Annotated in this window: 21 protein-coding genes; 7 read left to right on the top strand and 14 right to left on the bottom strand. The window is 51.3% G+C overall.

Annotated features, from left to right (window positions below; all coding sequences use genetic code 11):
- Window positions 1-2 precede the first annotated feature (2 nt).
- From HQ48_RS00650 to HQ48_RS00620, 7 genes are all read left to right on the top strand, one after another.
- Entirely contained in the window at window positions 3-1,457 is a 1,455-nt protein-coding gene (locus HQ48_RS00650) for an aminoacyl-histidine dipeptidase (protein ID WP_044231222.1), read from the top strand.
- Window positions 1,458-1,509: 52 nt separating this feature from the next.
- Window positions 1,510-2,397: an ACP S-malonyltransferase gene (fabD, locus tag HQ48_RS00645; RefSeq protein ID WP_044187522.1), complete on the top strand. Its 888-nt coding sequence runs from the start codon at window positions 1,510-1,512 to the stop codon at window positions 2,395-2,397.
- Window positions 2,398-2,494: 97 nt separating this feature from the next.
- Window positions 2,495-3,748 (top strand): ABC transporter permease, encoded by a 1,254-nt coding sequence (locus HQ48_RS00640; RefSeq protein ID WP_044231221.1) that lies wholly within the window; start codon window positions 2,495-2,497, stop codon window positions 3,746-3,748.
- A 799-nt stretch (window positions 3,749-4,547) separates the two neighbouring features.
- Window positions 4,548-5,015, top strand: coding sequence for an Lrp/AsnC family transcriptional regulator (locus HQ48_RS00635; protein ID WP_044187549.1), 468 nt, complete (start codon window positions 4,548-4,550; stop codon window positions 5,013-5,015).
- Window positions 5,016-6,392: an exodeoxyribonuclease VII large subunit gene (gene xseA / locus HQ48_RS00630; RefSeq protein ID WP_044231220.1), complete on the top strand. Its 1,377-nt coding sequence runs from the start codon at window positions 5,016-5,018 to the stop codon at window positions 6,390-6,392.
- Between the two features lie 133 nt (window positions 6,393-6,525).
- Complete coding sequence (locus HQ48_RS00625; RefSeq protein ID WP_044187512.1) at window positions 6,526-7,452, top strand: LysR substrate-binding domain-containing protein; 927 nt, start codon at window positions 6,526-6,528, stop codon at window positions 7,450-7,452.
- 201 nt (window positions 7,453-7,653) lie between these two features.
- Window positions 7,654-8,577: a magnesium transporter CorA family protein gene (locus HQ48_RS00620; RefSeq protein WP_044187508.1), complete on the top strand. Its 924-nt coding sequence runs from the start codon at window positions 7,654-7,656 to the stop codon at window positions 8,575-8,577.
- Between the two features lie 546 nt (window positions 8,578-9,123).
- Here HQ48_RS00620 and HQ48_RS08930 read toward each other — a convergent pair.
- From HQ48_RS08930 to HQ48_RS00550, 14 genes are all read right to left on the bottom strand, one after another.
- A complete protein-coding gene (locus HQ48_RS08930; RefSeq protein WP_052405248.1) occupies window positions 9,124-9,975 on the bottom strand; it encodes a GIN domain-containing protein in 852 nt (283 codons plus the stop codon).
- Between the two features lie 40 nt (window positions 9,976-10,015).
- Window positions 10,016-10,372, bottom strand: a complete 357-nt coding sequence (locus HQ48_RS00610; RefSeq protein ID WP_044187502.1) for a GntR family transcriptional regulator — start codon at window positions 10,370-10,372, stop codon at window positions 10,016-10,018.
- Entirely contained in the window at window positions 10,369-11,223 is an 855-nt protein-coding gene (locus HQ48_RS00605; protein ID WP_044231219.1) for a hypothetical protein, read from the bottom strand. The genes HQ48_RS00610 and HQ48_RS00605 overlap by 4 nt, the downstream gene beginning before the upstream one ends.
- Window positions 11,220-12,053 (bottom strand): hypothetical protein, encoded by an 834-nt coding sequence (locus tag HQ48_RS00600; RefSeq protein ID WP_044231218.1) that lies wholly within the window; start codon window positions 12,051-12,053, stop codon window positions 11,220-11,222. Before HQ48_RS00600 ends, HQ48_RS00605 begins: the two co-directional genes overlap by 4 nt.
- Window positions 12,054-12,060: 7 nt before the next feature.
- Complete coding sequence (locus HQ48_RS00595) at window positions 12,061-12,924, bottom strand: ATP-binding cassette domain-containing protein (protein WP_044231217.1); 864 nt, start codon at window positions 12,922-12,924, stop codon at window positions 12,061-12,063.
- Between the two features lie 503 nt (window positions 12,925-13,427).
- Window positions 13,428-14,828, bottom strand: a complete 1,401-nt coding sequence (locus tag HQ48_RS00590) for a C1 family peptidase (RefSeq protein ID WP_044231216.1) — start codon at window positions 14,826-14,828, stop codon at window positions 13,428-13,430.
- Window positions 14,829-15,822: 994 nt separating this feature from the next.
- Window positions 15,823-17,229 (bottom strand): PepSY-like domain-containing protein, encoded by a 1,407-nt coding sequence (locus HQ48_RS00585; RefSeq protein WP_044231215.1) that lies wholly within the window; start codon window positions 17,227-17,229, stop codon window positions 15,823-15,825.
- Between the two features lie 46 nt (window positions 17,230-17,275).
- On the bottom strand, window positions 17,276-17,710 hold the full coding sequence (locus HQ48_RS00580; RefSeq protein WP_044231214.1) for a PepSY-like domain-containing protein: 435 nt from the start codon (window positions 17,708-17,710) through the stop codon (window positions 17,276-17,278).
- A 92-nt stretch (window positions 17,711-17,802) separates the two neighbouring features.
- Entirely contained in the window at window positions 17,803-19,086 is a 1,284-nt protein-coding gene (locus HQ48_RS00575; protein ID WP_044231213.1) for a sensor histidine kinase KdpD, read from the bottom strand.
- A gap of 12 nt (window positions 19,087-19,098) precedes the next feature.
- Window positions 19,099-19,776, bottom strand: coding sequence for a response regulator transcription factor (locus tag HQ48_RS00570; protein WP_044187598.1), 678 nt, complete (start codon window positions 19,774-19,776; stop codon window positions 19,099-19,101).
- Window positions 19,777-19,797: 21 nt separating this feature from the next.
- Window positions 19,798-21,459 (bottom strand): alpha-amylase family glycosyl hydrolase, encoded by a 1,662-nt coding sequence (locus HQ48_RS00565; protein WP_044231212.1) that lies wholly within the window; start codon window positions 21,457-21,459, stop codon window positions 19,798-19,800.
- Window positions 21,460-21,473: 14 nt separating this feature from the next.
- Complete coding sequence (locus tag HQ48_RS00560) at window positions 21,474-23,744, bottom strand: GH92 family glycosyl hydrolase (RefSeq protein ID WP_052408893.1); 2,271 nt, start codon at window positions 23,742-23,744, stop codon at window positions 21,474-21,476.
- An 11-nt stretch (window positions 23,745-23,755) separates the two neighbouring features.
- Window positions 23,756-24,757, bottom strand: a complete 1,002-nt coding sequence (locus tag HQ48_RS00555) for an NAD(P)-dependent oxidoreductase (protein WP_044231210.1) — start codon at window positions 24,755-24,757, stop codon at window positions 23,756-23,758.
- 8 nt (window positions 24,758-24,765) lie between these two features.
- Entirely contained in the window at window positions 24,766-25,650 is an 885-nt protein-coding gene (locus HQ48_RS00550; protein WP_044231209.1) for an MlaD family protein, read from the bottom strand.
- Between the last annotated feature and the right edge of the window lie 15 nt (window positions 25,651-25,665).

Here is a 25,665-nt window from a genome sequence, read left to right as displayed (position 1 = left end):
CTATGGCCACAGAAATCAAATCTCTAGCACCCAGCTCCGTCTGGGAGTTCTTCTATGATCTGACTCAGATACCCCGCCCTACTGGGCAGACTCGTGCCAGCGAAGACTATGTCATCGCATTGGGCAAGCGCCTAGGCTTAGAAACTAAGCGAGATGCTGTGGGCAATGTGCTCATACGCAAACCTGCTACCTCTGGTATGCAGGATCGCCCCGTAGTGACGCTGCAAGCACATCTAGATATGGTGCCACAAGCTAATAGCGATAGCTCGCACAACTTCGCCACAGATCCTATCGATGCTTACATCGATGGCGAATGGGTGAAGGCTCGTGGCACGACACTCGGGGCGGACAATGGCATTGGCGCTGCATACGCCATGGCTGTGTTAGCCGCCACAGATCTCAAACATGGGCCCATCGAGGCGCTCTTCACCATCGACGAAGAGGTCGGTATGGTGGGCGCCAATGGTTTGCAGCCTGGATTTAGCCAAGGCGATATCCTGATCAACCTAGACAGTGAAGACGAGTGTGAGCTATTCATCGGCTGTGCTGGCGGCCTCGATGTAGAGGCGACGCTTGAGTATAAGGACGAAGTATCCGTCCCCGAAGGCGATATTGCTGTCAAGGTTAGCCTTACGGGGCTCAAGGGCGGTCACTCGGGTATGGACATCATTCTCGGACGTGGTAACGCCAATAAGCTGATGAACCGCTTCCTCAAAGAAGCGATACAGAGCTGTGGTGCCCGTGTTTCGAGCTTCGTTGGAGGTTCTCTGCGCAACGCTATCCCTCGTGAGGCTTTCGCTGTGATCACAATCCCAGAGGAGGAGGCCGATGGACTATGGGAGTTGGCCTCGGATTATATTGATACACTCCAGACCGAGTACAAGGATATAGAGGCGAATATTAACTTCGTCCTAGAGCGAGTAGAGCTACCCAAGACGGTTGTCCCCGAAGAGATACAGGACGGTGTGATCAATGCCGTAGAGGGTTGCGTCAATGGTGTGATGTCCATGCTCACGAGTTTCCCCGAGATTGTGGAGAGCTCGACCAATATGGCTCGCGTAATGCTCAAGGACGGTAAGTTTGAGGCATACTTCCTCGTCAGAAGTTCGCTCGAGAGCCGCAAGTATCAGGTAGCTTCCTCCATCGAGAGCGTGATGTCGCTCTGTGGTGCGAAGGTGCGCTTCGATGGAGCCTACAATGGTTGGGCTCCCAACGCCGACTCGTCTATCCTCAAGACTATGCGCCTAGCCTACGAACAGGTGTTGGGTATTACTCCAGAGATTAAGGTAATCCACGCAGGTTTGGAGTGTGGTATCATACAGGGAGCTATGCCAGAGATGGATATGATCTCTATCGGCCCCAACATCCGCCACCCACATTCGCCAGACGAAAAGGTAGAGATCGCCTCGGTAGAGAAGACTTGGCGTGTACTATGCAAGGCCTTGGAGCTGGTTTAGGCTCCACAACAAGCATTCAAAACTTCAAAATCATAACACTAAAATCAAAATTATGAGCAAGACGGCTTATGTATTCCCCGGACAAGGCGCTCAGTTCGTCGGTATGGGAAAAGAACTCTACGACACCCACGCTGAGGCTAAGGCACTTTTTGAGCAGGCGAACGAGATCCTCGGATTTCGCATCACGGATATTCTATTCTCTGGTACAGACGAGGAGCTCAAGCAGACTAAGGTTACTCAGCCTGCGGTCTTCCTCCACTCGGTGATCAGGGCTCTATGTCTAGGAGAAGACTTCCAGCCCAGCATGGTGGCAGGTCACTCTCTTGGCGAATTTTCGGCTCTCGTAGCCTCTGGAGCACTGAGTTTCGAGGACGGACTACGACTCGTATCTAAGCGTGCTATGGCGATGCAGGCCGCTTGTGAGCTACAGCCCTCCACGATGGCTGCTGTGCTTGGGCTAGACGACGCCAAGGTAGTAGAGATCCTCTCCGAGATCAAAGACGAAGTCGTGGTAGCAGCCAACTTCAACTGCCCCGGACAGCTCGTGATCTCTGGCTCTATGGCTGGTGTAGAGCGTGCTTGCGAAGCACTCAAAGCAGCTGGAGCTAAGCGTGCTCTTCCGCTCAAGGTTGGCGGCGCTTTCCATTCGCCTCTGATGGAGCCTGCTCGTGAGGAACTTGCTAAGGCCATTGAAGAAACCAAGTTTGCCGCTCCACGCTGCCCAATCTACCAGAACGTGGTAGCAAAGGCTGTGAGCGAGCCTGAGGAAATCAAGCGCAACCTCATCGCACAGCTCACTGCTCCCGTACGCTGGACCGAGTGCGTGCAAGCAATGGTAGCAGACGGAGCCGAGCGATTTGTAGAGGTTGGCCCCGGTACAGTGCTACAAGGATTGGTTAAGAAGATCGCTCCCTCTGTAGAAGCCGAGAGCATCGCATAGTTATTAGCCCCCAAGAATAGATAGCCCGAGCCTCTCCAGTCGTAAATGCAGGAGTATGCTCGGGCTATTATTGTCGTATTGTGAGTCCTCTAGGTGTATGATTGCATTCCCGTTCTTTGTTGCCCGGCGCATGTCACGTGGACATCGTCATTTGCAGGGTGAGGCCTCTACTTCGCCTCTATTGCGTCTGAGCACTATTGGCGTGGCCCTTAGCTTAGGAGTAATGCTGATCTCCGTGGCGATTATTCTAGGTTTCAAGCGTCAGGTAAGCTCGTTCGCCTATGGTCAGACGGGTCATGTTAGTCTGTATGCTTGGGGGAGCGATTGGCTTGGTACGAGCCAGCACCTACGCCTAGGGGAGGGTCTGCGTAGCTTTCTGGAGCAGCGGCCAGACATTCGGCAGGTCTATCCTCTCTTGCAGAGGATCGCACTGCTCAAGACAGAAGACAACTACGAGGGGCTGATGCTCTACGGGGTAGACTCCGCTTTCACTCACTCATATTTCTCTAGCCGCATCACCTCGGGGGTGTGGCCTACGTTCTCTGCGCTGGATAGTGTGGATAACCCCATTGTTTTGCCTAGCAAGCTGGCCGAACGTATGCAGTGCCGTGTAGGCGATAAGCTCCGCCTATACTTTTGGGGTGAGCAGATCCGTGTGCGTGCCTACCAGCTGGTGGGCATCTATGAGTCGTCGGGGTTGGATAAGCTGCCTGCTATTACGGCGGGCAGTAGCCTAAGACGGCTTGATAGGCTAGGGGCAGACGAATACAGTCGCTTGATGATTGTGCTAGAGCAAGGCGAGCGGACCGATGAGGTTATGGCTAGCTTGAGCGAAGAGCTTGGGCAGAGCCCTTCCTTATTGCAGGGGCAGTCTTTAGGTCTGAATAGTGCCGAGGAGCTGATGCCAGACCTCTTTAATTGGCTTGCTCTGCTCGACTCCAATGTCTATCTACTGCTCTCGCTGATGATTCTTGTCGGTGGCTTCACGATGATTACGGGGCTGATCATCATAGTCTTGGACAAGACCCGACAGATTGGGCTACTCAAAGCTCTCGGCGCAAGCAATCGGCAGATTAGATCGATATTCACATTGATGTCCTTGAGGCTGATGCTTAGGGCGCTTCTGTGGGGTAATGTGCTCGCTGGTGCTTTCTGCATCTTGCAGGCGACGCTAGCCCCGATTAAACTAGATCCACGCAACTACTTCATGGACGCCGTGCCAGTGGTTTTTGATCTCGGTCTGTGGATCGGTGTCAATGTGGGTACGGCACTGCTTATCTTGCTGATGTTGCTCGCCCCTACCAAAATCATAGCCAGCATTAGCCCCTCCGCTGTGATGCGCTTCGACTAACCCTCTAGCCTTATCTAGGAGGTGCACGCTAGAGCTTGGGGTAGCTCTGGGGTCTGAGATGTGTATTTGGGAAAATACTAGATGATACCTAGCCTTGTGATAGTAGCGTGCGCCATAGCCTACTGCCTCGCAAAGGCTCTCGGAGGGTGCTCACCTATTGGGTGAGGTAACCTAAATGCCAATACCAATAAGCTAATAGCTACTATGCTATTTCTGTTAAAATACGCAAACGCATTTCCCTTAAATTGAGTACAACGAAGGCCCGATGCTGTGGCATGGAGGCGCATTCCCGCAGAAATTGATGGGAAGATTTATTCGGATTGGTGGGCTAATCCTCGGCGATGTGTCCACTAATACGAGGAGATTGATGGGAAGAAATATCTAGAAGTGTGGGCAAGTGCGCAAAATAGCTCAATAATTCATTTTTATATTTCTGGTTTATAGACTGTTGTGTTTGGGGCGTTGTGTGCGCAGATTTTCACGTGCCTAGACCGAAGCCCCTAAGCGAGGTCGAACGCAACCTAGAGCCTCTGAGGGGCCAAATACGAGGTTGAGCTGTTGGCTCCCTTAGTCGCAAGGCATCTTCCCACTAATATGCCGAAATGTGGTCTAAAATCTAAAAACTGGCTACCCTACGACTGCCCCATTGGTGCGAGCATGGTGCACATCCATTGCCAAGGATTGCGACAAATGCCTAGCATACTATTTGGTAAATACCTGTATCTTGTCGTTTTTGAGCACAGACAATACAAAATATTGAGCTAACTTTGCGTTTAGGAAGCCTAATATTGTCAAAATGATGGAAAAGTTGAATAAGTTGGATCTGCAGATCCTGCGCATCGTTTCTCGCAATGCTCGTATGTCTATCAAGGATATTGCAGAGGAGTGCGGATCATCTCGATCGGCTGTCAATCAACGGCTACAACGCCTGATGGCCTCGGGGGTAGTCAAAGATCCGGGCTATGCAGTCAATCCTAGAGCTATCGGATACAATACTTGTACCTATGTCGGCATACGCCTAGAGCGAGGGTCACTCTACAAGGACGTAGTACCTCTCTTGCAAGAGATCGAGGAGATCGTGGAGTGCCACTACACGACGGGGCAGTACTCAATCCTCGTTAAGCTGTACGCTCTAGACAACCGAGATTTGATGCGTATCCTCAATGGGATTATCCAAGAGATACCCGGTGTGACGGGGACGGAAACGCTCATTTCTCTGGATCTTAGCTTCGAGCGTAGCATTCATATCCCCAAATCAATCGAGTAGATGTCTACTACTGGCTACAGCCTAAGCCAGCTCCTAGGTTCTGTCCGCAGGTGCCTAGAGGCTGGCTTTGTCGGTAGATACTGGGTGCGTGCCGAGACGAGTGACCTGCGTCGCTCGGGTGCAGCGGGTCACTGCTACCTAGAGCTACTAGAGAAGGGGGAGCGTGGTGCTGTCGTAGCTCGGGTGCGTGCGAATATCTGGGCCGGGAGCTACGAGGATATATCTAAGCGCTTCGCCCGGGCAGGGCTACCTGCCTTGAGCTCGGGGGTGATGATTTTGGCGCTCGTACAGGTCAGCTACCACGAGCAGTTTGGGCTTAGTCTGATTATTCACGACATCGACCCAAGCTATTCGCTAGGCGAGATCGCTAGGCTACGTATGCAGACCATCGCTCGGCTCAAACAGGACGGCATATTCACTGCCAACAAAGAGCTTGCCCTGCCTCAGCCTCTCCAGCGCTTAGCCATTATCTCCTCGCCCTCGGCAGCTGGTTATGGCGACTTTATGAATCATTTGCGGGAGAATAAGTATGGTGTCGTCGTCTATACGGCTCTATTCCCTGCACAGATGCAGGGCGAGCAGACGACCGATAGCGTCCTAGCAGCGCTCGAGCGTATCTTGGAGTATCAGGATTTATTCGATGCCGTCGTCATTATCAGAGGTGGTGGAGCCGTCAGTGATCTAAGGGCTTTCGACTGCTATGAGCTGTGTGCCGTCTGTGCTCAGTATCCTCTTCCCGTGATCGTGGGCATTGGCCATGAGCGAGATGAAACGGTTCTCGACCTCGTGGCCCATACGAGCCAGAAGACTCCGACGGCAGTAGCCGACTTCGTCGTTGGCAGACTGGTTGAGGAGCTAGAGGAGGTTGAGTTGCTTGCTCAGAGGCTCCGCCAAAGTCTCTCGATGCTCTCCTTGGGGCGTCATCATTGGCTCGGTGCAGTACTTGGCAGGTTGCCCTCGGTGGCTGGTCAAGCTCTGCAACAAGCACATAGGCAGCAAGCCGAGCTCCGTGGCAGGCTGAGCGATGTCAGTCGCCAAATGCTCCATAGGCATAGCCAGACTTTGGCTCAGCATACACGCCTGCTGCCCTACCTCTCTCGTAGCTATCTACAGATGCAGCGCCTCGCTCTAGGACAAATTGGCCAGCGTATGGCTTCTCCTCTCAAGGCTCATCAGGCACGTTGGATCGGTAGGCTAGACCAGTATGAGCAAGCCCTACGCTTGGCACACCCCGATAGTATCCTTAAGCGAGGCTTTGCCGTCATAGAGCGCTCGGGCGTTATCGTAACAGAGGCTTCCGCACTCAGTGAGGGGGATCGCCTGCGTATTAGGTTAGGCTCTGGGACGGTAGAGAGTATCGTCGCCAAAGTAGAGTAGGAGGTAGGGAGCGGACTCTGCACATGCAGGCTCTTGCCTTGGTCAGGCCTTCGTGGCTCGTGCCAAATATCGTATCTTTGCAAGGAATAAATATCTAGGATAGAGTAGTCATTTATTAAGAACTAAGCGAACTATGAATCTGCAGCAACTCGAGTACATTATTGCTCTCAATAAATATCGTCATTTTGGTAAGGCAGCCGATCACTGTGAGGTATCTCAACCTACGCTCAGCACGATGATACAGAAACTAGAAGATGAGCTAGGGGTCAAGCTGTTCGATCGTGGCCATCAGCCCATCAAGCCTACTGCTATTGGTGTCAAGGTCCTTGAGCAGGCTGCTATTATCCTGCGACAGACTTCCGTCCTAGGTGAGATCATCAAAGATGAGGAGGATAGCCTCGGAGGGAGCATCACGCTGGCGGTCTTGCCGACCATTGCTCCGTATTTGCTGCCACGTATAGTCCCAGTCCTTGATCGAGATCTCCCCGATTTGAACATTACTTTTGTCGAGTTGATGACAAGCGAATGCCTAGAGCAGCTCGGCCGTGGACAGATCGACTTGGCTATCATGGCCACAGAGGTTGGTCAGGAGGATTTGGTTTCGCACCCCCTCTATTACGAAGAGTTTTTCGGCTACGTATCTCGCAAAGAAGGGCAATATCATGACAAGAGTATCCGTAGTAGCGAGGTCGATGCTAGCCGTTTGTGGCTGCTGGATGAGGGGCACTGCTTCAGAGATCAGCTGATGCGCTTCTGCCAGTTGAGGCGTAACGGCTCGTATAAGAATAGATATGTACGTGGTAGCCTAACGACCTTCATGAACATGGTCGAGCAGGGTAATGGTATGACCTTCATACCTGAGCTAAGCCTAGATACTATCAACGCAGGGCATCGGGATTTGGTCAAGCCGTTTGCGATCCCTCGCCCAACTCGCTTGGTGAACTTATCCGTTCGTAAAGACTTCGCACGCATGCACCTAAGAGATGCTATCGCCTCAATCATCAGAGAGGCTGTCCCAGAGCGTATGCATAAGTTACAGCCCGGGCAGAGCTCGATTTAGTGATTTGGGCTTCCTCTATATTTTCTGTACCTTCGCAACCGAATTTCATTTTCAAAATCATATTATTCATAGATATGGACGACTCAATCCCTCCGAGTAATCGTAAGAGAGAATGAGCTAGTGCACGGATCAATCCCTAATCGTATTCGTAGGTACTAGCTCCGGTTATCGTTGCATGGCTAGTAGACTATTACGAATAGAATGAGAACTTATATCAGCATGAGCGCAGGTTTGCCTCAGCTAACCACTTTCGATCCGAAGTGTTGGATCAATGTCGAGAGCCCCGATGAGGACGACTTCTACTTCCTCACCGAGAAGCTCGGAGTGCCTGCGGAGTTCCTCTCCGACATTGCCGACGTCGATGAGCGCCCTCGTACCGAGCGAGAGGACGACTGGCAGCTCACATTGCTCCGTATCCCTCTAGAGAGCAATATCCCCGGACTACCATATATGACCGTACCGATAGGCATCATCACTGGAGCCGAAACGACAATATCTGTCTGCTACCGCAAGACCCAGCTTATCCCCGACTTCATCAACCACCTCAGACGCAAGAATATCAAAATTGTTTCTCAGGCAGACTTCATCGTGCGTATCATTTATTCCTCTGCGGTGTGGTTCCTCAAATATCTTAAACTGATCTATCTGGAGCTCAACCGAGCGGAGAAAGAGCTGGAGCAGAGCATCAAAAACGAAGATCTGATGCGCATCATGCGCCTGCAGAAGTCACTTGTCTACTTCAGTACCTCCATACGAGGCAACGAAGCCATGCTTGGCCGCCTCAAAACGGCCTCCCGATCTGCCGAGATAGACCACGACTTGGTCGAGGACGTTGGGATCGAGCTTAGACAGGCCTACAACACGGTAAATATCTACACGGATATTTGTACCAGCACGATGGACGCCCTCGGTAGCATTATCTCCAACAACGTCAATACGATCATGAAGCGCATGACGAGCTTCTCCATTGTTTTGACGATACCGACCATGATCGCCAGTTTCTACGGTATGAATGTCGATGTCTATCTCGGGGACTGGAAATGGGCTTTCGTCACGATCGTCGGGGTTTCTATCCTGATCTCGAGCTTGGCTTTCTATCTATTCAGAAAGATCCGCTGGTTCTAGCGAGTGTATTATACGGGTGAGCCCTTGGTGTATCGCCCTTGTGAAAATAATGTTGGTGGGAGATATGGACTTAGTCGTCTGTATCTCCCATTGCTTTGGGTGGCACTCCAATCTGCTCATTGCCTCAGTTATATCAACGAACAACCCCTCAAGGGCTACCATAGTAGCGCTCGAGGGGTTGCTCTGTTGTGTGGATTGTTTTTCTAACTAAGAAATTAACGAAAAGGATTGTATTTCTATTCCAAAGAATCCTAATGCCTATTTCATCCGCAAAGTTCTAGGATATATTTATATCTGCCAAACAGAAAAATATGTTATATAGCATCTTTGCGAGCAAAAACAGAGCAAGTCTTGTTTGATGACCCCAAAATCTCATTTTATCGCCGGATTTACTCGATGTATTTGTAGAATACTCTGTGTCTTGCCTGCTTGAATAGATAGATTGCTTGTCCCAGAGATACCAACAATACAGAAACTACTTCGCCCCTGCGCAAGGACTAGTACGACCTTGCGCAGGGGCGAACCTATAAGAGAGGATAGGGAGAACTAAGCCTTGGGGACGATATTGACCGACGAGGCTCCGCTACTCTCGGCGGATCTTACACGAGGGCTTCCCTTGACTTCTAGCTTAGATGCTCCGCTGAGTGAGTAGCTAAGCTCATCGACCTCGCCTAGGAGTACTTTGCTCGCTCCCGAGGATTGTATGTTGGCCTCCGTGCAGTTGAGCGAAGATAGGGTGCACTTGCTTGCTCCAGAGAGGTCACAGTCGAAGACCTTGACCTCGCCCTCAGCATCTACCTTGCTTGCTCCCGATAGCTCGAGAGAGAACTTGTGAGCCTGCAAGGTGGATATATTGAGCTTGCTTGCTCCAGAGAGATCTATGGATAGTGTGCCTGCCTTGAGCTCCAGCCCCGAGATCTTGGTGGCTCCAGAGCCATCGATCGAGAGTGAGGGCATCTCAAATGCCCCCTCGAATACCACACTTGTAGCTCCCGATGCGTCTAGACTTGCTAGCGAAGGTAGGTAGATGTCTACAGCTAGCATCTCTACTTCTTCGTAGTGTTTCCTAGAGGTTTCGCCAGCCAGAGCCGCATCGTAGATGGATAGTTCCCCTGCCTCTAGGGTTTTGATCCTAAAGTCTGCTAGACGCGTCGAGTCTGTGCTCATCACCACAAGGCGAGGACGATCGGCTCGAATGATCTTGATATCTAGAGAGTAGGCTGTCTTGAGCTCCTGAATCATAGCGATCGGGTGCTCCTGCTCAAAGACTTTCTTGCCGTGAGCCTCTCGAGCGGAGCCTTGTACGCTCACACCATTCTGAAACTGAAACTTGCATGCCCCTACTGTCAGCACCGTTGTGAGGGCTAGTACCAGCCCTATTACATACTTCTTGATCATAGTTGTATAGATTTGAGTGAAACAATTTGACTGTTTTCTTTTACTGCTCCGATAGATGCTGCCTTAGATCTTCATATTTGATCTCGAGCAGCTCCATCTCTCGCCTGAAGGTTGGTAGCATCTCTGCGTAGAACTTCTTGATACGCTCAGCTCTAATCAGATCGGCCGCCTCGGCTGAGGCAAAATACCCAAGCCCACGCTGGGTGTAGATTAGGCCTGCACGAGTGAGTCGTTCGTAGGCACGCACCACGGTATTAGGATTGACCTCTGCGTGTTCGGCCATTTCCCTTACCGAGGGTATGCGTTCGTTTGCTTTGTATTCCCCCCTCAGTATGCGCTCGCTCACCAGATCGGCGATCTGTATGAAGCCTAGGTAGGTCTGAGGTGCTTGTATCATTTCTTGATTGTTTTTAGTTTGCGATAGACCAACCAGCCCAGCACTAGGGCGAGGGTCGGTAGTAAGATGCTTAGGTAGGTGGTGAAGATGACTTCCATGCGCTCGTACCCTAGTGTATTGGTCTGGACATACGTGATCTCGCCTGTGGCCGACTCTTGATGAACTAGGCTATCCAAGAGGAGCTTGGAGAGGTATATCTGCGGAGAGAATACGATGAAGCTACCTGCTGCTAAGGCAGCGAGAGCGATGAACCAGCCTTTGATGATATTGCGAAACGAGATACTTCCCAATACGAGAGTGAAGAATCCGAGCCCAATATAGCCTAGGTTGATTAGCGTTAGCACGATAGGATTATGCACTACATAGCCGCTGTAGATGATAAACTGGCTATCAGTGTCGGGCAGCCAGTCAAACCTCAAGGGCAGATCTATGGGTAGAGTTAGCCACGATACGAATTGATTGAGCTGTACGGCAAGCCACATCAGCACGCATAGCACAAGGCCAAAGACGAAGCTACAGACAATCTGCTCGCCTAGCCTCGCTGGCGTGTGAGCGAAGGCGATTGATTTGGCGTGCTGGGTGCGGCGATTGCAGTAGGCGAGCCAACCGAAAAAGACCGCAACATAGCCGAAAGCTAGATGTACATCGTACATATTGGCTCGCACGTAGGTCTCGGAGAAGTTTACTAGGTCTTCGCCGAAAAAGAGCGGTATGCGAGGCACAACGAAAGCGGCTAGGGCAAATAGCCCGATGGCCCTGAGTACTTGCCAGCGATAGAGGGCATAGTCTAGGCGTATCATCAGCCAGATACGCCCAAGGGTACTAGCATATAGCGGTGCCGAAGTCGTCATTTCTCTACGGTTTTTAGTTTACGATAGATGAGCCAGAAGAGTAGTCCAATAACCCCGAAGAGCACTACTAGCGTACTGATGGTCATCTTGTAGTCTAGGCTGCTATAAGGTAATAGCCCTCGATTGGCTAGTCGAGCGACATTGAACCAATCTACAGTTCTAAATAGACCAAGCCCTACCATAAGCCATAGCCCTACTACGAAAGCGCATTGCGAGAGCAAAAAGCCCTTGAGGAAGTTCTTGAAGGTAATCACTCCAAGCGTAGAGATCAGTGTATGGGTTAAACCTATCAGGTATAGGACGAACGGAAGAACATAGATTATCAGCGGGAGCCTATCCCACGCAAGCTCATTGAGCTGTACGTAGGGGCTATCATAGAACCAAGGGCTCCAATATATCTTGATATCTCCGGGGATAGTCAGGCAAGTGATGATCTGGCTTAGTAGAACTAAACCCCAGCACATTAGCCAGACCAATAGACTAAAGCCAACGCCAGCGAGTATCTTCTCCAAAACCGTAGCTGGATAGTGAGCGAAGGCCATTGGTTTGGAGTGCTGAACCTTGCGATTGTAATAGTAGAGCGTATAGATCAGTCCAGAAAAGGTTGAGATACCATATTTTATCGTATACGCCACTTCGGCGACATAGTCGCTTGCCCATTCGGAGTAGGGTATTCCGAAAAGCAGAGGGATACGAGGCAATACAAAGATGATGAGCAAGATAAGTCCACCCAAAATCATCATATTACGCCTCTGCTCATACAGGTCGGCTCGAATTAGCAGGAGTACACGTCCCCACCAAGTGGCATTGTTGAGTTGTAGCGTATTCATAGCTCAATCAGGCATTAGGGTGCGACATTTTGTACTTAGCTAGATGCCCCTGCATCAGCTCTCTCTGTCCAACCATGGCGTTGAAGAATAGCTCCATGGAGAAGGTAGTGGCCTCCTCTTCCTCTCCGTCTAGACCATAGACAGCATACTCGCCCATAACGGCTGGCTCTCTGTAGAGGATTGGCTGGCTCATGCTGGGCTCCACGATGCCGAAGCCAAAGCACGCACCGAGCGTGGCGATGCTTTCGTTGCAGGTGATCTGATTGCCGTCGAGCAGGAGAATGCGGTCGATGAGCTGCTCCAGATCTCGGACCTGATGGGTACTGATGATGATGCTTTGCTCAGGGCTAGAGTAGCGTGCCAGCATACGGCGAAAAACGGATTTGGAGGGAATATCTAGACCGTTGGTTGGCTCGTCCATCAAGAGCAGAGGCGTGCGCAGCGAGAGGGCTAGAGCAATGGCGGCCTTCTTGCGCTGCCCGAGCGATATCTTGTCGAGCTTCATATCCCATTGTAGATTAAACTCCTTGACAAGCTCCTCTCCTATCGAGGCATCGTAGCTTGGGTAGAAAGGTGCATAGACCGAGAAATACTCCCTAATGGTCATGCTGGGCAGGGAGAGATCCTCTGGTAGTAGGTAGATCTGTTGGAGGAGCTTGACGGGGCGCTCGGCAGCCTTGTAGCCTAGCACCTCAATAGAACCAGAGCGTGGGCGAAGAACGCCGGAGATGAGCTTCATGAGTGTACTCTTCCCCTCGCCATTGCGCCCAAGCAAGCCAACGATGCTACCAGCAGGTAGGTCTAGACCAATAGACTTGAATAGCAAATGGCTTCTTTTATAGCCAAAATCGACTTGGGTAACCTTAATCATAGTTTATTCCTAATTCGTTAGTATTTCTTGTTCTCGTACAGACTGACTGATTTACACGTACTAAGGGATACTTCGTAGCATTCATTCTAGCCCTCGTTTGGTGTATTACCAATCTAATACACCACAAAGGTATTAACTTATTCCAAATAACCAACTCAATTTCACCGAAAATCTTTTCGTTTAGTCCGAATGTCAATGATATTAGAGGTTTAATGAGAGCCTTTTAGGCTTTTGATCGTAGATGACTAAGGCCTATCTGTCGGATTGTGGTCATACAAAAAACGAGGCTGTGGACAAAACAAAATCTTGCCACAGCCTCATTTAGGTGCATCGGAATGCATAAAATGTAAGGGCTAGGCCTGAGGACTAAGGGGAGCTTGCCAAGTAGACGACCTAAGCCGAAGCAGAAGTCCGGGAGGCACTAATGTTGCTAAGAATACAGCCGTTGACGTATTCTAGTACTCGCGCTCTTAACTGCGTATTTAGTCCTATGGCCACCCTCGCTACTCTTCCGTACGGAACATTGGATCCCAAGGTGGGAGCATCGTGGGCTTTTGGTCTAGTAGGGTACGTACCTTGTCGGTGATGTACTTCTTCTCTACTACAATACGGAAGGTATAGGCATCGAACCATTCGTCTGTGATGATCAGATGCCCCTTGTGTCCCGAGTTGGCTCCCCAGCTATTCTCTACGAGCCACTTGGTTGGCTTACCTTGCTCATCGAGGTTTACGGCGACGAGCGTCATGGCGTGGGTAGAGCCACTGGCTTTGCTCTCGATGCGCTCTTTTTTGTCCATATCTAGAGGGAAGCCCAAAACGGCTTCGTAGTCATTGTTGTCTAGGCTCAAGATGCCACTCTGCCTATCTAGCTCTTTGCCCACGTCGCAGGAGTAATACATCATCGTGCTATCCTTGATAGAGGCGATGGCCATCTCTTTGAGCTCCTCTATGGGGAGGTTGATGTACGTCCAGTTTTTGCCGTCGTAGAGATGTCTGTCGTACTCGATCTGATAGGTTTGGTAGAAGGGACGTGAGGGGTCGTTCATCAGCATCACGTATTCGTCACGCAGGTCACGCCCCACAAACTCATGGTAGAAGCTCTGTGGTGTGTACTCCTTGGTCGAGATAGCTTTGCCCGAGGCGTCCCGTAGCGTGTAGGTAAACTTGGTTGGCGGTTCGCCAAGGTTGAGCACGAGCAGGCGATAGACGCCTTGTAGGAGCTGTAGCTTCTGTGCCTCTAGTTGCTTCTCGCTCGCACCCGTTTGGGCGGACTGGCGCAAGCGCATACCTCCCTGTCGGAGTACACGGGCGAGTATCCCTGAGAGCTTGTTGGTGTTGTTACTATTTACGTTCTCTGGCATGACCTCTGCGGGTACTACGCCATACTTAATGAGGTTGTCCGATACGCCAGTGAACTGTCCTCCGTCCCCAATCGGATTGGAGAATAACCACTCTACGGTGCGGTCGTTGATGGGTTTCTTGCGCGTGTCGATGATCCCTTGTAGGAAAAGGTTGGCTTTCTCCAACTGATCCCAGAAGAAAGAGTAGTTGTGCGAATAGAAGAAGTCGCCCGTTTTGTGTTGATTGATAAGGTCGGCCCTAAGCACATTGAGCCCAGTGAATAGCCAGCATCGCCCACTCTGGTGCTGATTGGTAATGCCTCGTGTGGGTACTCGGTGCGAAAACTCGCCGTCGGGTCGTCCACGCAGACTGCTAGAGGCGAAGACCATACCGTGCTGGGCGATAGTGTTTTTGAGTGCTCGCTCACTGGGTGTATTGGTATAGCCTTGACGAATGGTTTGCAGGGCTGATGCGCTTAACCCTCCTTTACCGCTCTGCACTTGTGCTGATGCTAGCCCCGAGGCGAGGGGAATAACTAGCAGACCTAGGATAATTCTTTTCATTTGCTTTGGTGATATTTATTTGGGGTAATTACATTGCTCGTATCTTGAGGCGTCTGCGTGTCATCCGCATGACCTCAAAGTTAGCTTCTTAATTCCGAACTATGCGGCTCGGTGGGCGAAGATTATTTAGTTCCCTCCAGCACAGAGCCATGTGGACGCCTTGGGTGTGTAGTAGTTGAGCATACCTTTATAGCTTATATATAGCCCTGTTGAGCCATAGACTTGGTCTGATGATTGTTTTGGGTAGGAAGACTCAAGATGTTTTTTCAAGGGTAAGATATGGAGGCGCCCAAGGGAGGGAATAACCAAGATCTGGGAGTACAAAAATTAACAAATACTGATGATGTTTGTATGTCTTGTGCGGATTACCTCTGCCGATGATGAAAAAAGGTCGGACCTTGTATTTGGCCTCTGGAGGGCTCTGTATTGCGTCCTACCTCTTTTGGGGCATCACCCTCCAGATGAACAAAAACAATCGCCTAAAATGGTTTTTTGTAAGTTTTTAATAACCATATAAATAACGTGTTTTTCGGGGTGGATTGATGTGTTTGTGCCGTTTTTCTGGGCATTTCTTCCCATCAATCTTCGGCAGTTGGTGGATACATCATAGGGAATTAGTCCACCAATCGGAGTCAATCTCCCCTTCAATTTCTTTTAGGGGTTTCACTCCCCTTTATAAACCTCTGTGTTATTTCTCTAAGTTTCTCACTAATCTCTTTACACTCCTTAACTAAAAAGTAGACGAATAGACGCACAAGTTACCTTTGTTTGGTGCTGGGCAGCATTGCTGTCGGAGGTCGTTAGCTTAAATGGGCGAGCATCGGAGGGGTAGAAATCGTGGGGCACTGTGGCCGAGCCACTCCACCTAGGTGCTGTGTATCCTTCATTATTCGGACAAAAAACACGGGCCTGCAACCGAAGTTGCAAGCCCGTGCCTCCTAAATAATCAATCCTTTTCGTCTTAGTTGGGGAGGTGGTAAAATTCCTTTTTGCTTTAGTCGTCGATGCGCTGGAAGTTGCCACGTGCATCGTAGTACACTTCTACATCATCGCCACGTACGAGTACCTCTACCTTGTAGCCAGAGCGTGTCTTCTTGATGCTTGACACGGTTGCCCCTCTGAAGCGGTGCTGTAGGTCCTGACGTACATTGCTTGGTAACAGATCTACTACAGACTGTGGGAGTGGACGCTCATCGCCATCAACCTTGATCCACTGACCATCGGCAGTGAAATCGATCTCCGTGCCATTCGTTAGATCTACCTCGTACATCTTGCCGTCACGATCTGGGCGAGCCTTGCGCTCAACCTTCTTCACATAACCATTGGGGTAGTGCTGGGCGAGGAAGCTCTTAGCTAGCTGTGGTAGATTGCCCGCATTGGGGTAGTCATTACCGGGATTGCTAGGGTTGCTACCATTACCGGGGTTATTGCCATTGCCGGGATTGTCTACATTGGAGTCGTCGTCGATACCTTGGAGTCTGCCATCTCGGTCGAAGTACAGCTCAATATCACCAGCGAGTTCGATCTTGTAGCCAGAGAGCTTCTTCTCTACCGAAGTTACTGGTACAGAGGGGTAGCTTCTCGAGAGTGCATCAGCCACACCTTGTGGTAGAAGAGCTAGTACAGATGCTGGTACTGGAGTGCGGCCATAGTCATCGCCCTCTACTTCTAGCCAGTTGCCCTGCATATCAAATACGAGCTTGAAACTCTGCCAATAGCTCTTGCGGATGTATACCTTGCGACGCTCAACGCCATTGTCGCGATCGTTCTTGATGTATGCTACCTTGTAGGATGGGAAGTGCGTACGCACGAAGTACTGTACGTTGTTGTCTAGCTGGTTGTTTTGGGGCTGCTGTGGCTTCTGACCCTTCTTGTTGTCGCTGAGGACCTCGCCGTTGCGGTCGAATAGCAGCTCCTTGTCATTGACAAGCTCTACCTTGTAGCCGTAAGACTTGCGCTCTATCTCGTGTATGCCGATACCTGCATAGTTGCGCTGTACGTATTGTACTATTGGAGCAGGGAGTAGACCGAGAATATTTTCGGGTAGAGCAACACCGTCGATGAGGCTCTCAATTTCTCTCCACTGTCCGTTGCGGTCGAACTCGATCTTGACACGTGAAGGCAAGATAACCGTAGCACGTAGCTGATCGTCGGTTTTCTCTAGAATACTAGTGTATAGTGTTCCATTCTCCGTTTCTACGGCATTCGTTTTTACTTCGCTAGCTGCGTAGCCACGGAAGTACTCGGCCACGAATTGGCGTGCTTGAGTAGGCAACTTGCCAGCCTCACCCTGTACTGTAGCCTCTGGGGCTGAGATGAGGTTGGTTGCATCGTCCTTGGTGCATCCAACGGATGCAAGCGTAGCTGTGGCTAGCAGAGCCACTAGAATCTGCTTTTTCATAAGATAATATGAAGTTAAGTTGTTGAATTATTGCTATCCTATCGTCTTAGTCTACCTCGACTACTCGTCCGCCAGAGGTTAGGGTCAGCTCTAGCCCGTTTGTGAGCTTGACCTCATAGCGGTCCCTACGTTGCCTCTCGATCTTGCGAGCGAGCAAGTTTGGGTGGTTTCTAGTTAGGTAGTTGTCGATGCCAGCAGGCACGATACCCTTGGGGAGTTCTGTGCGACAATCTACTTCCTTCCAAAGCCCTGAGCCGTCGAACTCAATTTTATCGCCACTGGCGAAGATAATCTCGTAGGTCTTGGAGAGGATTTCGGTTTCCTGCTTCACGAGGCTGATGGACTGATCGCCAAAGTATTTCTTGACGAAAACCTGCGCCTTCTGTGGGAGGTTCTCGAAGGGGATTATTCTGTCTTGACCAGCGAATGCTACTGTGCAAGCGATGATAGCAACTAGTGCTAGACCTAAAAACTTTCTCATTTCTTTATTCCTTTTATTTTAGTTGTTTAATTCAGTTTACAGGGGCAAAATTAGGACCCAATTCTGAAAGGAATTTGAAATGATAATAATTTTTATTCTTTTTTTGCTTTTTGGATTTCGAAGCAATGTAGATTGTCCTGCCAGTAGTAGCGGATAGATAGCTGCTCCATATCGCAGACCGACTTAACCAAAGCCAGTCCTAGGCCGATAGACCCTTTCTTCTTATAGCCTTGGTAGAAGCGCTCGAATACGACTTGTGGGTCTAGGGCTTCACTCTCGGAGGAATTGCGTATAGTCAAGGATTGGGGTGTGATCTCTATGTGGATAGCCCCATGCGGCACGTTGTGCACGAAGCTATTCTTCAGTAGATTGTTGATTAGGATTGAGGCTAGCACATCGTTCATCACGAGGTTTAGTGTCCCACTGTCCTGCACGCTCACGGATATGTGTAGATGATCGTAGACCTCTTTGTAGTCCTCGAGCGAGCGGTAGAGCAGTGCGTTCAGCTCAATGGGTTGGCGCTCCACAAACTGATGATTGTCGATGCGGAAGAGCAGGAGTAGGGACTTGTTGAGCTTGCTCAGATACTCCAGTGTTTGATGTGTCTTGGCCAATTCGCTCAGCTGCTCCTCTGTGAGGGTTTCGTCTTGCATCAGTGTCTCGATGCGGTTCATACTTACAGCCACTGGTGTCTGTATCTCGTGAGAGGCGTTGCCGATGAATTGCTTCTGCTCCTCGAAGACTTCCTCCGATCGCTTGACTTGCCGCAGAGCTGCATCGTTGAGCTTCTGGAACTCGACGATATCGGTATCCGTATCAAGAGGCACGTTGCTCTGCCCCACTTGGTATTGGTCAAGCCATTTGAGTAGCCGATAGAGTGGCTTATTGTTGCGTTCGTAGATGATCGTAGTAACCACCATCACCACTACCAGTAGGGATAGATACAGGAAGACGACCCAAAAGAGGATGGCTCCCATGAGGTCTTGTTTCTCGATCGTTGGAGTAAATACCGCTAGCTCGTAGTACTGCTCCGCTCCGTCCTTATATATAATGGTCATGATGCGTGCAGGCTCGGTTTCGCGCTTGAGCGGGATATAGACCATCGAGTCGGCATAGGTAATGTGTGGCTTACGATAAGCCTCCTCGGTCGAGATGGGGGAGAGGTAGTACTGGTTGTTGCTGTTGGTATGCTCCGAGGGGAGCTGCTCGCCAGAGAGCGCATGTACGATGAGTAGCTCGGCATAGTCCTCCAGCGAGTCATCGATCTCGTCCGTTACTTCGTTGATCATGGCGAAGTAGAAGAATACTGCCCAGAGGGCCAGTACGATGCTCAGAGCGACGGAGAGTCTAGATATGGTGTGGTGAATGAGCTTCATCGGGCAGATGTGCTAGAGCAAAGTCATTTTGTAGCCTACACCGTAGACCGATTTGATCTCAATACCGGCCTCGGCCTCCTTGAGCTTCTTGCGTAGGTTCTTGATCTGAGCATAGATGAAGTCGAAGTTGTCTACTTGGTCGATGTGGTCGCCCCAGATGGCCTCTGCCATAGCACTCTTGTTGATTAGCCTATCGCAGCGATTGGCGAAGTAGAGTAAGATATCGTACTCCTTGCGGTTAAGCTCAAGGGGCTCGCCTGCTACCTGTACACTAAAGCTCTCGGGGAAGATCTCCACGTTGCCCAACGTAATCGAGGTTTCGCCATCGTTGTGCTTGCGCCGAATGACACTTTTGATGCGAGCGATGAGCTCCGAGAGATGAAAAGGCTTGGCCAAATAGTCGTCTGCCCCGAGCTCTAGCCCCTGTATCTTATCCTCGACCGAGCCACGAGCTGACACGATGATCACACTATCTCGTTTGCGCATCTTTTTCAGCTCGTTGAGGAGTGTTAGCCCATCGCCATCGGGGAGCATGATGTCTAGTAGAATACATTCGTAGTCGTAGACGCCGACCTTCTCCATCGCCTGACGGTAGTTGGCGGCGACCTCTACGACATAGCGCTCTTTCTCCAGAGCGTTTTTGGTCAGCTCTAGCAACTCTGGTTCGTCTTCGATGATCAAGATTTTCATATCAGCTACATATTGATGCTGTTAGTCTTGGAGCTTAGTCAGCTTGATGAGCTCGAGTCCGTAGCCCTCTACCGAGATTTGCCACGGTGCATAGGAGGTCAGTGCCGTAATGCTCCGCTCGCCTGTGCGTAGATCTTCGGCTAGCAGCGGAGTATTACTAGGGAGCGAAATATGCTCAAGGATAAAATTGGGTAGGCTGATGCTCAGCTTCTTTGCTTCTGCTGAGAAATTAGCCACGACGAGTAGATAGGCTCCGTCATCATAGCGTAGGTAGCTTAGGCAGCGATCGGCATCATAGCCCACCCCCTGAGCGAAGTTCAGACCATAGTAAGCGCCCGAGGCGATGAGTGGTTCGCTCTGGGCAATGCCTAGGATCTGCTGGTAGCTCTCTAGGACATGGCGCTCTTCTTTTGTCAGTTCGCCTCCCTTATAGTCAGCTCTAAGGCGCTGAATACACCCAAGCGACCAGTAGTCGAAAATCGTCGTACGCCCATCTACACCACTGAAGCCCTCGGCTTGCATACCTCGCTCGCCGAGTTCTTGTCCGAAGTAGAGCAAGTACGGATTGCCTCCCGAGAGCAAAGAAGCACCGAGAGCCGGTATGCCGACAAGGGGCGAAGCGGCGAAGAAGTCGGAGGCAATGCGCTGTTCGTCGTGATTCTCTAGGAAGTAGCACATGGCAGGCTGGTCGCTCGCAACGGCATCTCTCGCAGTGTCGAAAGCACTAGCCGAGCATTCGCCTCGCATGATCGCCCTGAGCGTATCGTATATCCCTACCTTATCGTATAGATAGTCGAAGCCTGCGTGCAAATAGCTTGAGTGCCGGTGCGGCTGATAGATCTCTGCCAAGAAACACAGCTCGGCTCCATACCGCTCTTTGAGCTGAGGGATAGCCCAGCCCCAGAAAGCCTCGGGCACCATCTCGGCCATATCGCAGCGGAAGCCGTCTACCCCCTTACTAGCCCAGAAGTCCAAGATCTCGAGCATGCGCAGCCATGTCTTGGGGATAGGGTCGAAGTGTTGATGCCCTCCGCCTAGATAGTCTACGCCGTAGTTGAGCTTGATCGTTTCGTACCAGTCATTTTGGCTAGGATAGGTAGAGAAGCAGTCGTTGCCCGTGGCTTTGGCTGGCGATTCTATCCAGCTACCTCCTTGGGGGAGATGAAGTGCCTCGCCGGGGAAGTAGTAGAAGTTGTTTTGGTTGTCGAAGTGCTTGGTCGTATCATCATCGGCTCCCAGATCCACAACGCCAGCAGGTTGAGCGTCCGAGTGGTAGGAGCGAGCCACATGGTTGGGGATAAAGTCTATGAGTAGCTTGAGCCCCGAGCGGTGTACACGCTCTAGTAGAGCCTCGAACTCCTGCATACGCTTGTCGATGTTGTCTGCCAAGCTCGGTGCTATGTCGTAGTAATCCCTCAGAGCATAGGGCGAGCCTGCAATCCCCTTGACCATATCTGGTGCATCGGCAGGGATCTCTGCCCAAGCCGTTGCCGTGGCATGCTCGAGTAGGCCGATACACCACAGATGCGTGGCTCCTAGAGAGCGGATGTAATCTAGGGCTCGCTCATCTAGATCCGAGAGCTTACCCGAACCGTTCTCTTCATAACTGCCCCAAGGTTTAGGCTCTAGGCAGTCATTCCCCCAAAGACGTGGCAGGAGCGAATAGATGATGATTTTACTCATAGATCAGTCGGGTGCTAGATTTTGTCCGTCATCTCGATCTCGAGTGTACCGCCAGCACGAAGCATACTGTGCTGCAAGGTTAGCCCCCCGAGGGGTTTGCCGTCGAGCTTCACCGAGGCGACATATTTATTGGCTCTGCTATTATTCTTGACTTTGATGGTGAAGACTCCTCCTTGCACAGCGATACGAGCTTCGTCTACGATGGGGCGACCGATCTGGTACTCGGGCAGGCCCGGACAAACAGGGTAGAAGCCAAGAGCACTCATCACATACCAAGCCGACATTTGCCCACAGTCCTCGTTGCCGATGATGCCGTCCGGGGTAGGCTTGTAGAAGGTGTACATGATTGAGTCTAGCAGAGCTTGCCCCTTGTGTGGGCTAGCGGTGTAGTTGTAGAGGTAGGCGATGTGGTGGCTTGGCTCATTGCCGTGGGCGTATTGGCCGATAAGGCCAGTGATGTCGCCCGATTGCTTCTCTCCGTCGATACGTGATGATGTCGTAAAGAGTGTATCAAGATTTGCCTCTAGTACCTCTCTGCCGCCCATAGTTTTGATGAAGCCATACATATCGTGTGGGGCATAGAAGCTCCACTGATAGGCATTCCCCTCGGTGTAGTCGCTCTCCATGTGTGCCGAGTAGCGGGGATTAAAAGGCGTACGGAAGCTACCGTCTGCCATCACGGGGCGCATGAGATTGGTTCCTTTATCCCAATAACGCTGGTAGTATCTACCACGCTTGTCGTATTCACGAGCGAGAGAGTCTAGCCCAGCAGCCTCTGCAATACGTGCGATGCACCAGTCGTCGTAGGCCATCTCTACCGCCCACGAAACGGACTCGGGCAACGAATCGGCGGGGATAAAGCCTAGCGTTTCTTTGAAGTGAGGGTGACGAGTGATGAGGTCTAGCTCACGAGTGCCGGCGAACTTCTCGGCCAAGTCGGCTCGATAGACCGAACTACGCACGCCAGCCTCTGCCCATAGCTTGAGGTCTTCGCCCGATGCCAAACCCTTGGCAACAAGATCTGCCAGTACGCTTACCGAGTGATAGGCTGGCATACAGCCCGTATAGTTTGCCGCTAGTGGCCAGCGGGGTAGGATTGTTCCCTCTTGATAGTCCGAAATCAAGCTGCGCCCATAGCGAAGCGCACGATCGGGGTCGATGATCGTCAGGAGCGGGTGGAGGGTGCGGTAGGTATCCCAGAGTGAGAATACGGTATAGTGTCCGTCCTCGGGGCGGGCGTTGCGGTGCACTTGCTTGTCCATTCCACGGAAGTGTCCGTCCACATCTTGATAGTTGAAGGGGGCAATGTGGGCATGGTACATAGCCGTATAGAAGTTCTTGAGCACAGATTGGTCTTGGCTCTCAATCTGGATTTTGCCCAAAACACCTCGCCAAATCTCACGGCTCTCCTCGCGAATGCGGTCGAAGTCCCAGTGTGGGAGCTCGGCTGCGAGATTCTTCTCTGCCTGCTCGGGGCTAACGTGCGAGAGGCCGGTCTTGACCAGCAATGGCTCTGTGCCCTGTGGCAGGTAGAGATGTAGCTTGAGATCTGCCGTATCGGTCAGTGCGAGTGGATAGGCTACTCGACTGCCCTCTCCATTTCTGTGTAGCACCATACTATCGGCTGGGGTACTCAGATGAATGGTGTAGCTCATCTGATGCTGATCTGCCCAGCCCTTGGTGTAGTAAGTGCCTCTAATTGTAGAGTCATTGACGATCTCCAGATCATTCTTGAGTACCTTGTGCCCCCAGTTGGGCTGTAGGATATGCCCAAGGTCGAGCAGAAGGTTGCGATTGGCGTCTTGTAACTCGTACTTCAGACGCATCAGTCCTACACGCTCGGTGGAGGTTAGCTCTGTTTGGATACCGAAGTTCTCTAGATATACCGAGTAATAGCCGGGAGAGGCAACCTCATTGGCTTTGCTAAATCGTGCCACAGGCTTGAGGCTATCTACCCCCGAGTAGGGTAGTAGTGCCACATCGCCTAGATCCCCGATACCTGTACCGCTCAGATGAGTTAGGCTGAAAGCATAGATCAAGCTGTCGCTCTCGTGATATCCGCTACTAGCCTCCCAGCCTAGCAGATGCGTATCTGGGCTAAACTGTACCATGGCATTGGGGCGTGTTGCCCCGGGGAAGGTATGTCCGTGACCACCAGTGCCGATGAACGGATCGACATAGACGAGCAGATCACGCTCGGCTACGTGCTCTTTGGTTGGGCTACATGCGCCTAGAGCAAGCAATGCGAACCCCATAAGTGGGGCGTATAGTTGTCTTGTATTCATAATCAAATCATTCAAATGCTATGTGTGGCTTGGGCGTGCCGTATCGTTGCCTCTATGCCCTGCTCCAGTAGATACTTGGGTACGAAGCCAAGCTCTAGTAGAGGGCTAGCATCGCACCGCCATGAGCGCTGGGAGAGGATTGGATATTTGTCCCGATTGAGTGGCGTCATACGGCCACTGAGCTTCGTCCAGAGTGAGCCTACCTGGCAGATACACCATAGAAGAGAGAGAGGCGCCCTTAGGTGCAAGCAATGCTTACGCCCGAGTAATCTCTGTGTTAGTCGCCCAAACTGCTCGTCGGTATAGGTTGCCCCGTCGGATATGATGTAGCGGTTGTTTCTCGCTTTCGGTTCGGCAAGCAGGAATAGTGCTGCCCGAGCGACATCTTCGCCGTAGACGAAAGTCAAGATCTGTGGCTGTAGGCCGCTCATAAAGTTGAGCCCGCCTGCGATCGACTTAATCGCTAGCAGGTAGTCTTGATCGCCCGGGCCATATACCCCGGTAGGGAGAAGAATCGTATAGGCAAGACCGCTGTGCTCTACATACTGCTCGGCGAGCATCTTGCTGCGGCCGTACGCCGTATTGGGGCGTTGAGGATCGGCTGAGCGAATGGGCTCACTTCCCGAGGGAACACCGTAGCTACTAAGGCTACTCATCAGCACAAACCGCTCGGGCGGATTAGCCAGAGAGGCCAATGCTGAGCACAATCGCCTCGTGTGCTCGGCATTGACCTCGTCAAACTCCTTGGGGTCTTTGGCCTTAGTGATGCCAGCGTTATGCACGACGTAGTGCCACGGGCACTCGCCAGCTGTCGGCACCGTCTGCATGGCTCGGCGCATCTGCTCTTCGCTCCGATAATCTAAACCTATAATCTTCGCCCCCAGTGCCTCGGCTTTCTGCCTATCACTCTCGGGGCGTAGGGCTATCCAGACCTCTAGGCCAGCGGCTTGAGCTTGGCGAACCAAGTGGCCACCGATAAATCCCGTAGCTCCTGTGATGAGTATGCGCTTCATACGAGGGGCTAGAAGATCGAGAAGTGTACGTATCTCTTGGGGTTCGCTTTGAGGTCCTTCATCAGCTCGTCTGCGCTGTTGGCTAGACTATCTAGGCGATTGTAGAGGCGAGCATCGTTGATGAGTAGGCCTGCGGTGCTATTGGGGTTACGTAGTTGCTCGCTAAGGATGCGCAGGTTGCTTGTCATCGTATTGACATTGTGGATCACTGAGTCGATTTTGAATTGCTCTGCGTTGCGCCCAATCTCTACCATGCTCTCACTAGCGGTAAGCACATTGCCCATGATTTGAGGCATCTGATTCATAGACTTGCTCAGCTGGTTTACCACAGACTGCATCTCTGTGGTGGCGCCATGCAGCCCAGAGAGGGTTGCGTCGATTCCCTTGTTGCCGAGGATCTCATTGAGCCGCTCCAGTGTCGCCATTAGATGTGGAATGACGTCCTCCATGGCGGGGACGAGCTTCTCTGTGGCTACATCGATTAGGTCGGCTGGTGCCTCCACACTTGGGATAGTGTCTAGGTCTGTGAAGTAGCCCGGCTGTGGCTCTGGAGTCTCGATCGTCAGGACAGAGCCCGTGAGCATATTCTTCTTGATGTTGAGCTTACTGCCTCTCGGGATTTGCACACTTGGGTCAAGAGCTAGGGTAAGGGTGGCTCCATATCCCTTCCCGGGTGTATAGATGAAGTCCACTTTGCGCACAGCTCCTACCTTGTAGCCACTGATCATCACTGGGGTAGCATTGGCTACACCGTTGAGGTTGTCGAATTTGGTGTAGAATATAGACTCCTTCTTAAACAAGTCAATGCCTTTGAGGAAGTTGAGACCTACGTACCCTAGGGTTAGGGCCATGAGGGTTACTAGCCCTATCTTGACTTCTTTTCTGATTTTCATTGCTCCTATTGATGT

Origin of the sequence: Porphyromonas sp. COT-290 OH3588, from assembly GCF_000769075.1 — a bacterium.
Classification (GTDB): domain Bacteria; phylum Bacteroidota; class Bacteroidia; order Bacteroidales; family Porphyromonadaceae; genus Porphyromonas.
This window is presented reverse-complemented; position numbering and strand designations above follow the sequence as displayed.

What these genes read in the sequence shown, in the direction of transcription:
- HQ48_RS00650 (WP_044231222.1), top strand. Translation starts at nt 3, where the DNA reads ATGGCCACAGAAATCAAATCTCTAGCACCCAGCTCCGTCTGGGAGTTC.
- fabD (WP_044187522.1), top strand. Translation starts at nt 1,510, where the DNA reads ATGAGCAAGACGGCTTATGTATTCCCCGGACAAGGCGCTCAGTTCGTC.
- HQ48_RS00640 (WP_044231221.1), top strand. Translation starts at nt 2,495, where the DNA reads ATGATTGCATTCCCGTTCTTTGTTGCCCGGCGCATGTCACGTGGACAT.
- HQ48_RS00635 (WP_044187549.1), top strand. Translation starts at nt 4,548, where the DNA reads ATGGAAAAGTTGAATAAGTTGGATCTGCAGATCCTGCGCATCGTTTCT.
- xseA (WP_044231220.1), top strand. Translation starts at nt 5,016, where the DNA reads ATGTCTACTACTGGCTACAGCCTAAGCCAGCTCCTAGGTTCTGTCCGC.
- HQ48_RS00625 (WP_044187512.1), top strand. Translation starts at nt 6,526, where the DNA reads ATGAATCTGCAGCAACTCGAGTACATTATTGCTCTCAATAAATATCGT.
- HQ48_RS00620 (WP_044187508.1), top strand. Translation starts at nt 7,654, where the DNA reads ATGAGAACTTATATCAGCATGAGCGCAGGTTTGCCTCAGCTAACCACT.
- HQ48_RS08930 (WP_052405248.1), bottom strand. Translation starts at nt 9,975, where the DNA reads ATGATCAAGAAGTATGTAATAGGGCTGGTACTAGCCCTCACAACGGTG.
- HQ48_RS00610 (WP_044187502.1), bottom strand. Translation starts at nt 10,372, where the DNA reads ATGATACAAGCACCTCAGACCTACCTAGGCTTCATACAGATCGCCGAT.
- HQ48_RS00605 (WP_044231219.1), bottom strand. Translation starts at nt 11,223, where the DNA reads ATGACGACTTCGGCACCGCTATATGCTAGTACCCTTGGGCGTATCTGG.
- HQ48_RS00600 (WP_044231218.1), bottom strand. Translation starts at nt 12,053, where the DNA reads ATGAATACGCTACAACTCAACAATGCCACTTGGTGGGGACGTGTACTC.
- HQ48_RS00595 (WP_044231217.1), bottom strand. Translation starts at nt 12,924, where the DNA reads ATGATTAAGGTTACCCAAGTCGATTTTGGCTATAAAAGAAGCCATTTG.
- HQ48_RS00590 (WP_044231216.1), bottom strand. Translation starts at nt 14,828, where the DNA reads ATGAAAAGAATTATCCTAGGTCTGCTAGTTATTCCCCTCGCCTCGGGG.
- HQ48_RS00585 (WP_044231215.1), bottom strand. Translation starts at nt 17,229, where the DNA reads ATGAAAAAGCAGATTCTAGTGGCTCTGCTAGCCACAGCTACGCTTGCA.
- HQ48_RS00580 (WP_044231214.1), bottom strand. Translation starts at nt 17,710, where the DNA reads ATGAGAAAGTTTTTAGGTCTAGCACTAGTTGCTATCATCGCTTGCACA.
- HQ48_RS00575 (WP_044231213.1), bottom strand. Translation starts at nt 19,086, where the DNA reads ATGAAGCTCATTCACCACACCATATCTAGACTCTCCGTCGCTCTGAGC.
- HQ48_RS00570 (WP_044187598.1), bottom strand. Translation starts at nt 19,776, where the DNA reads ATGAAAATCTTGATCATCGAAGACGAACCAGAGTTGCTAGAGCTGACC.
- HQ48_RS00565 (WP_044231212.1), bottom strand. Translation starts at nt 21,459, where the DNA reads ATGAGTAAAATCATCATCTATTCGCTCCTGCCACGTCTTTGGGGGAAT.
- HQ48_RS00560 (WP_052408893.1), bottom strand. Translation starts at nt 23,744, where the DNA reads ATGAATACAAGACAACTATACGCCCCACTTATGGGGTTCGCATTGCTT.
- HQ48_RS00555 (WP_044231210.1), bottom strand. Translation starts at nt 24,757, where the DNA reads ATGAAGCGCATACTCATCACAGGAGCTACGGGATTTATCGGTGGCCAC.
- HQ48_RS00550 (WP_044231209.1), bottom strand. Translation starts at nt 25,650, where the DNA reads ATGAAAATCAGAAAAGAAGTCAAGATAGGGCTAGTAACCCTCATGGCC.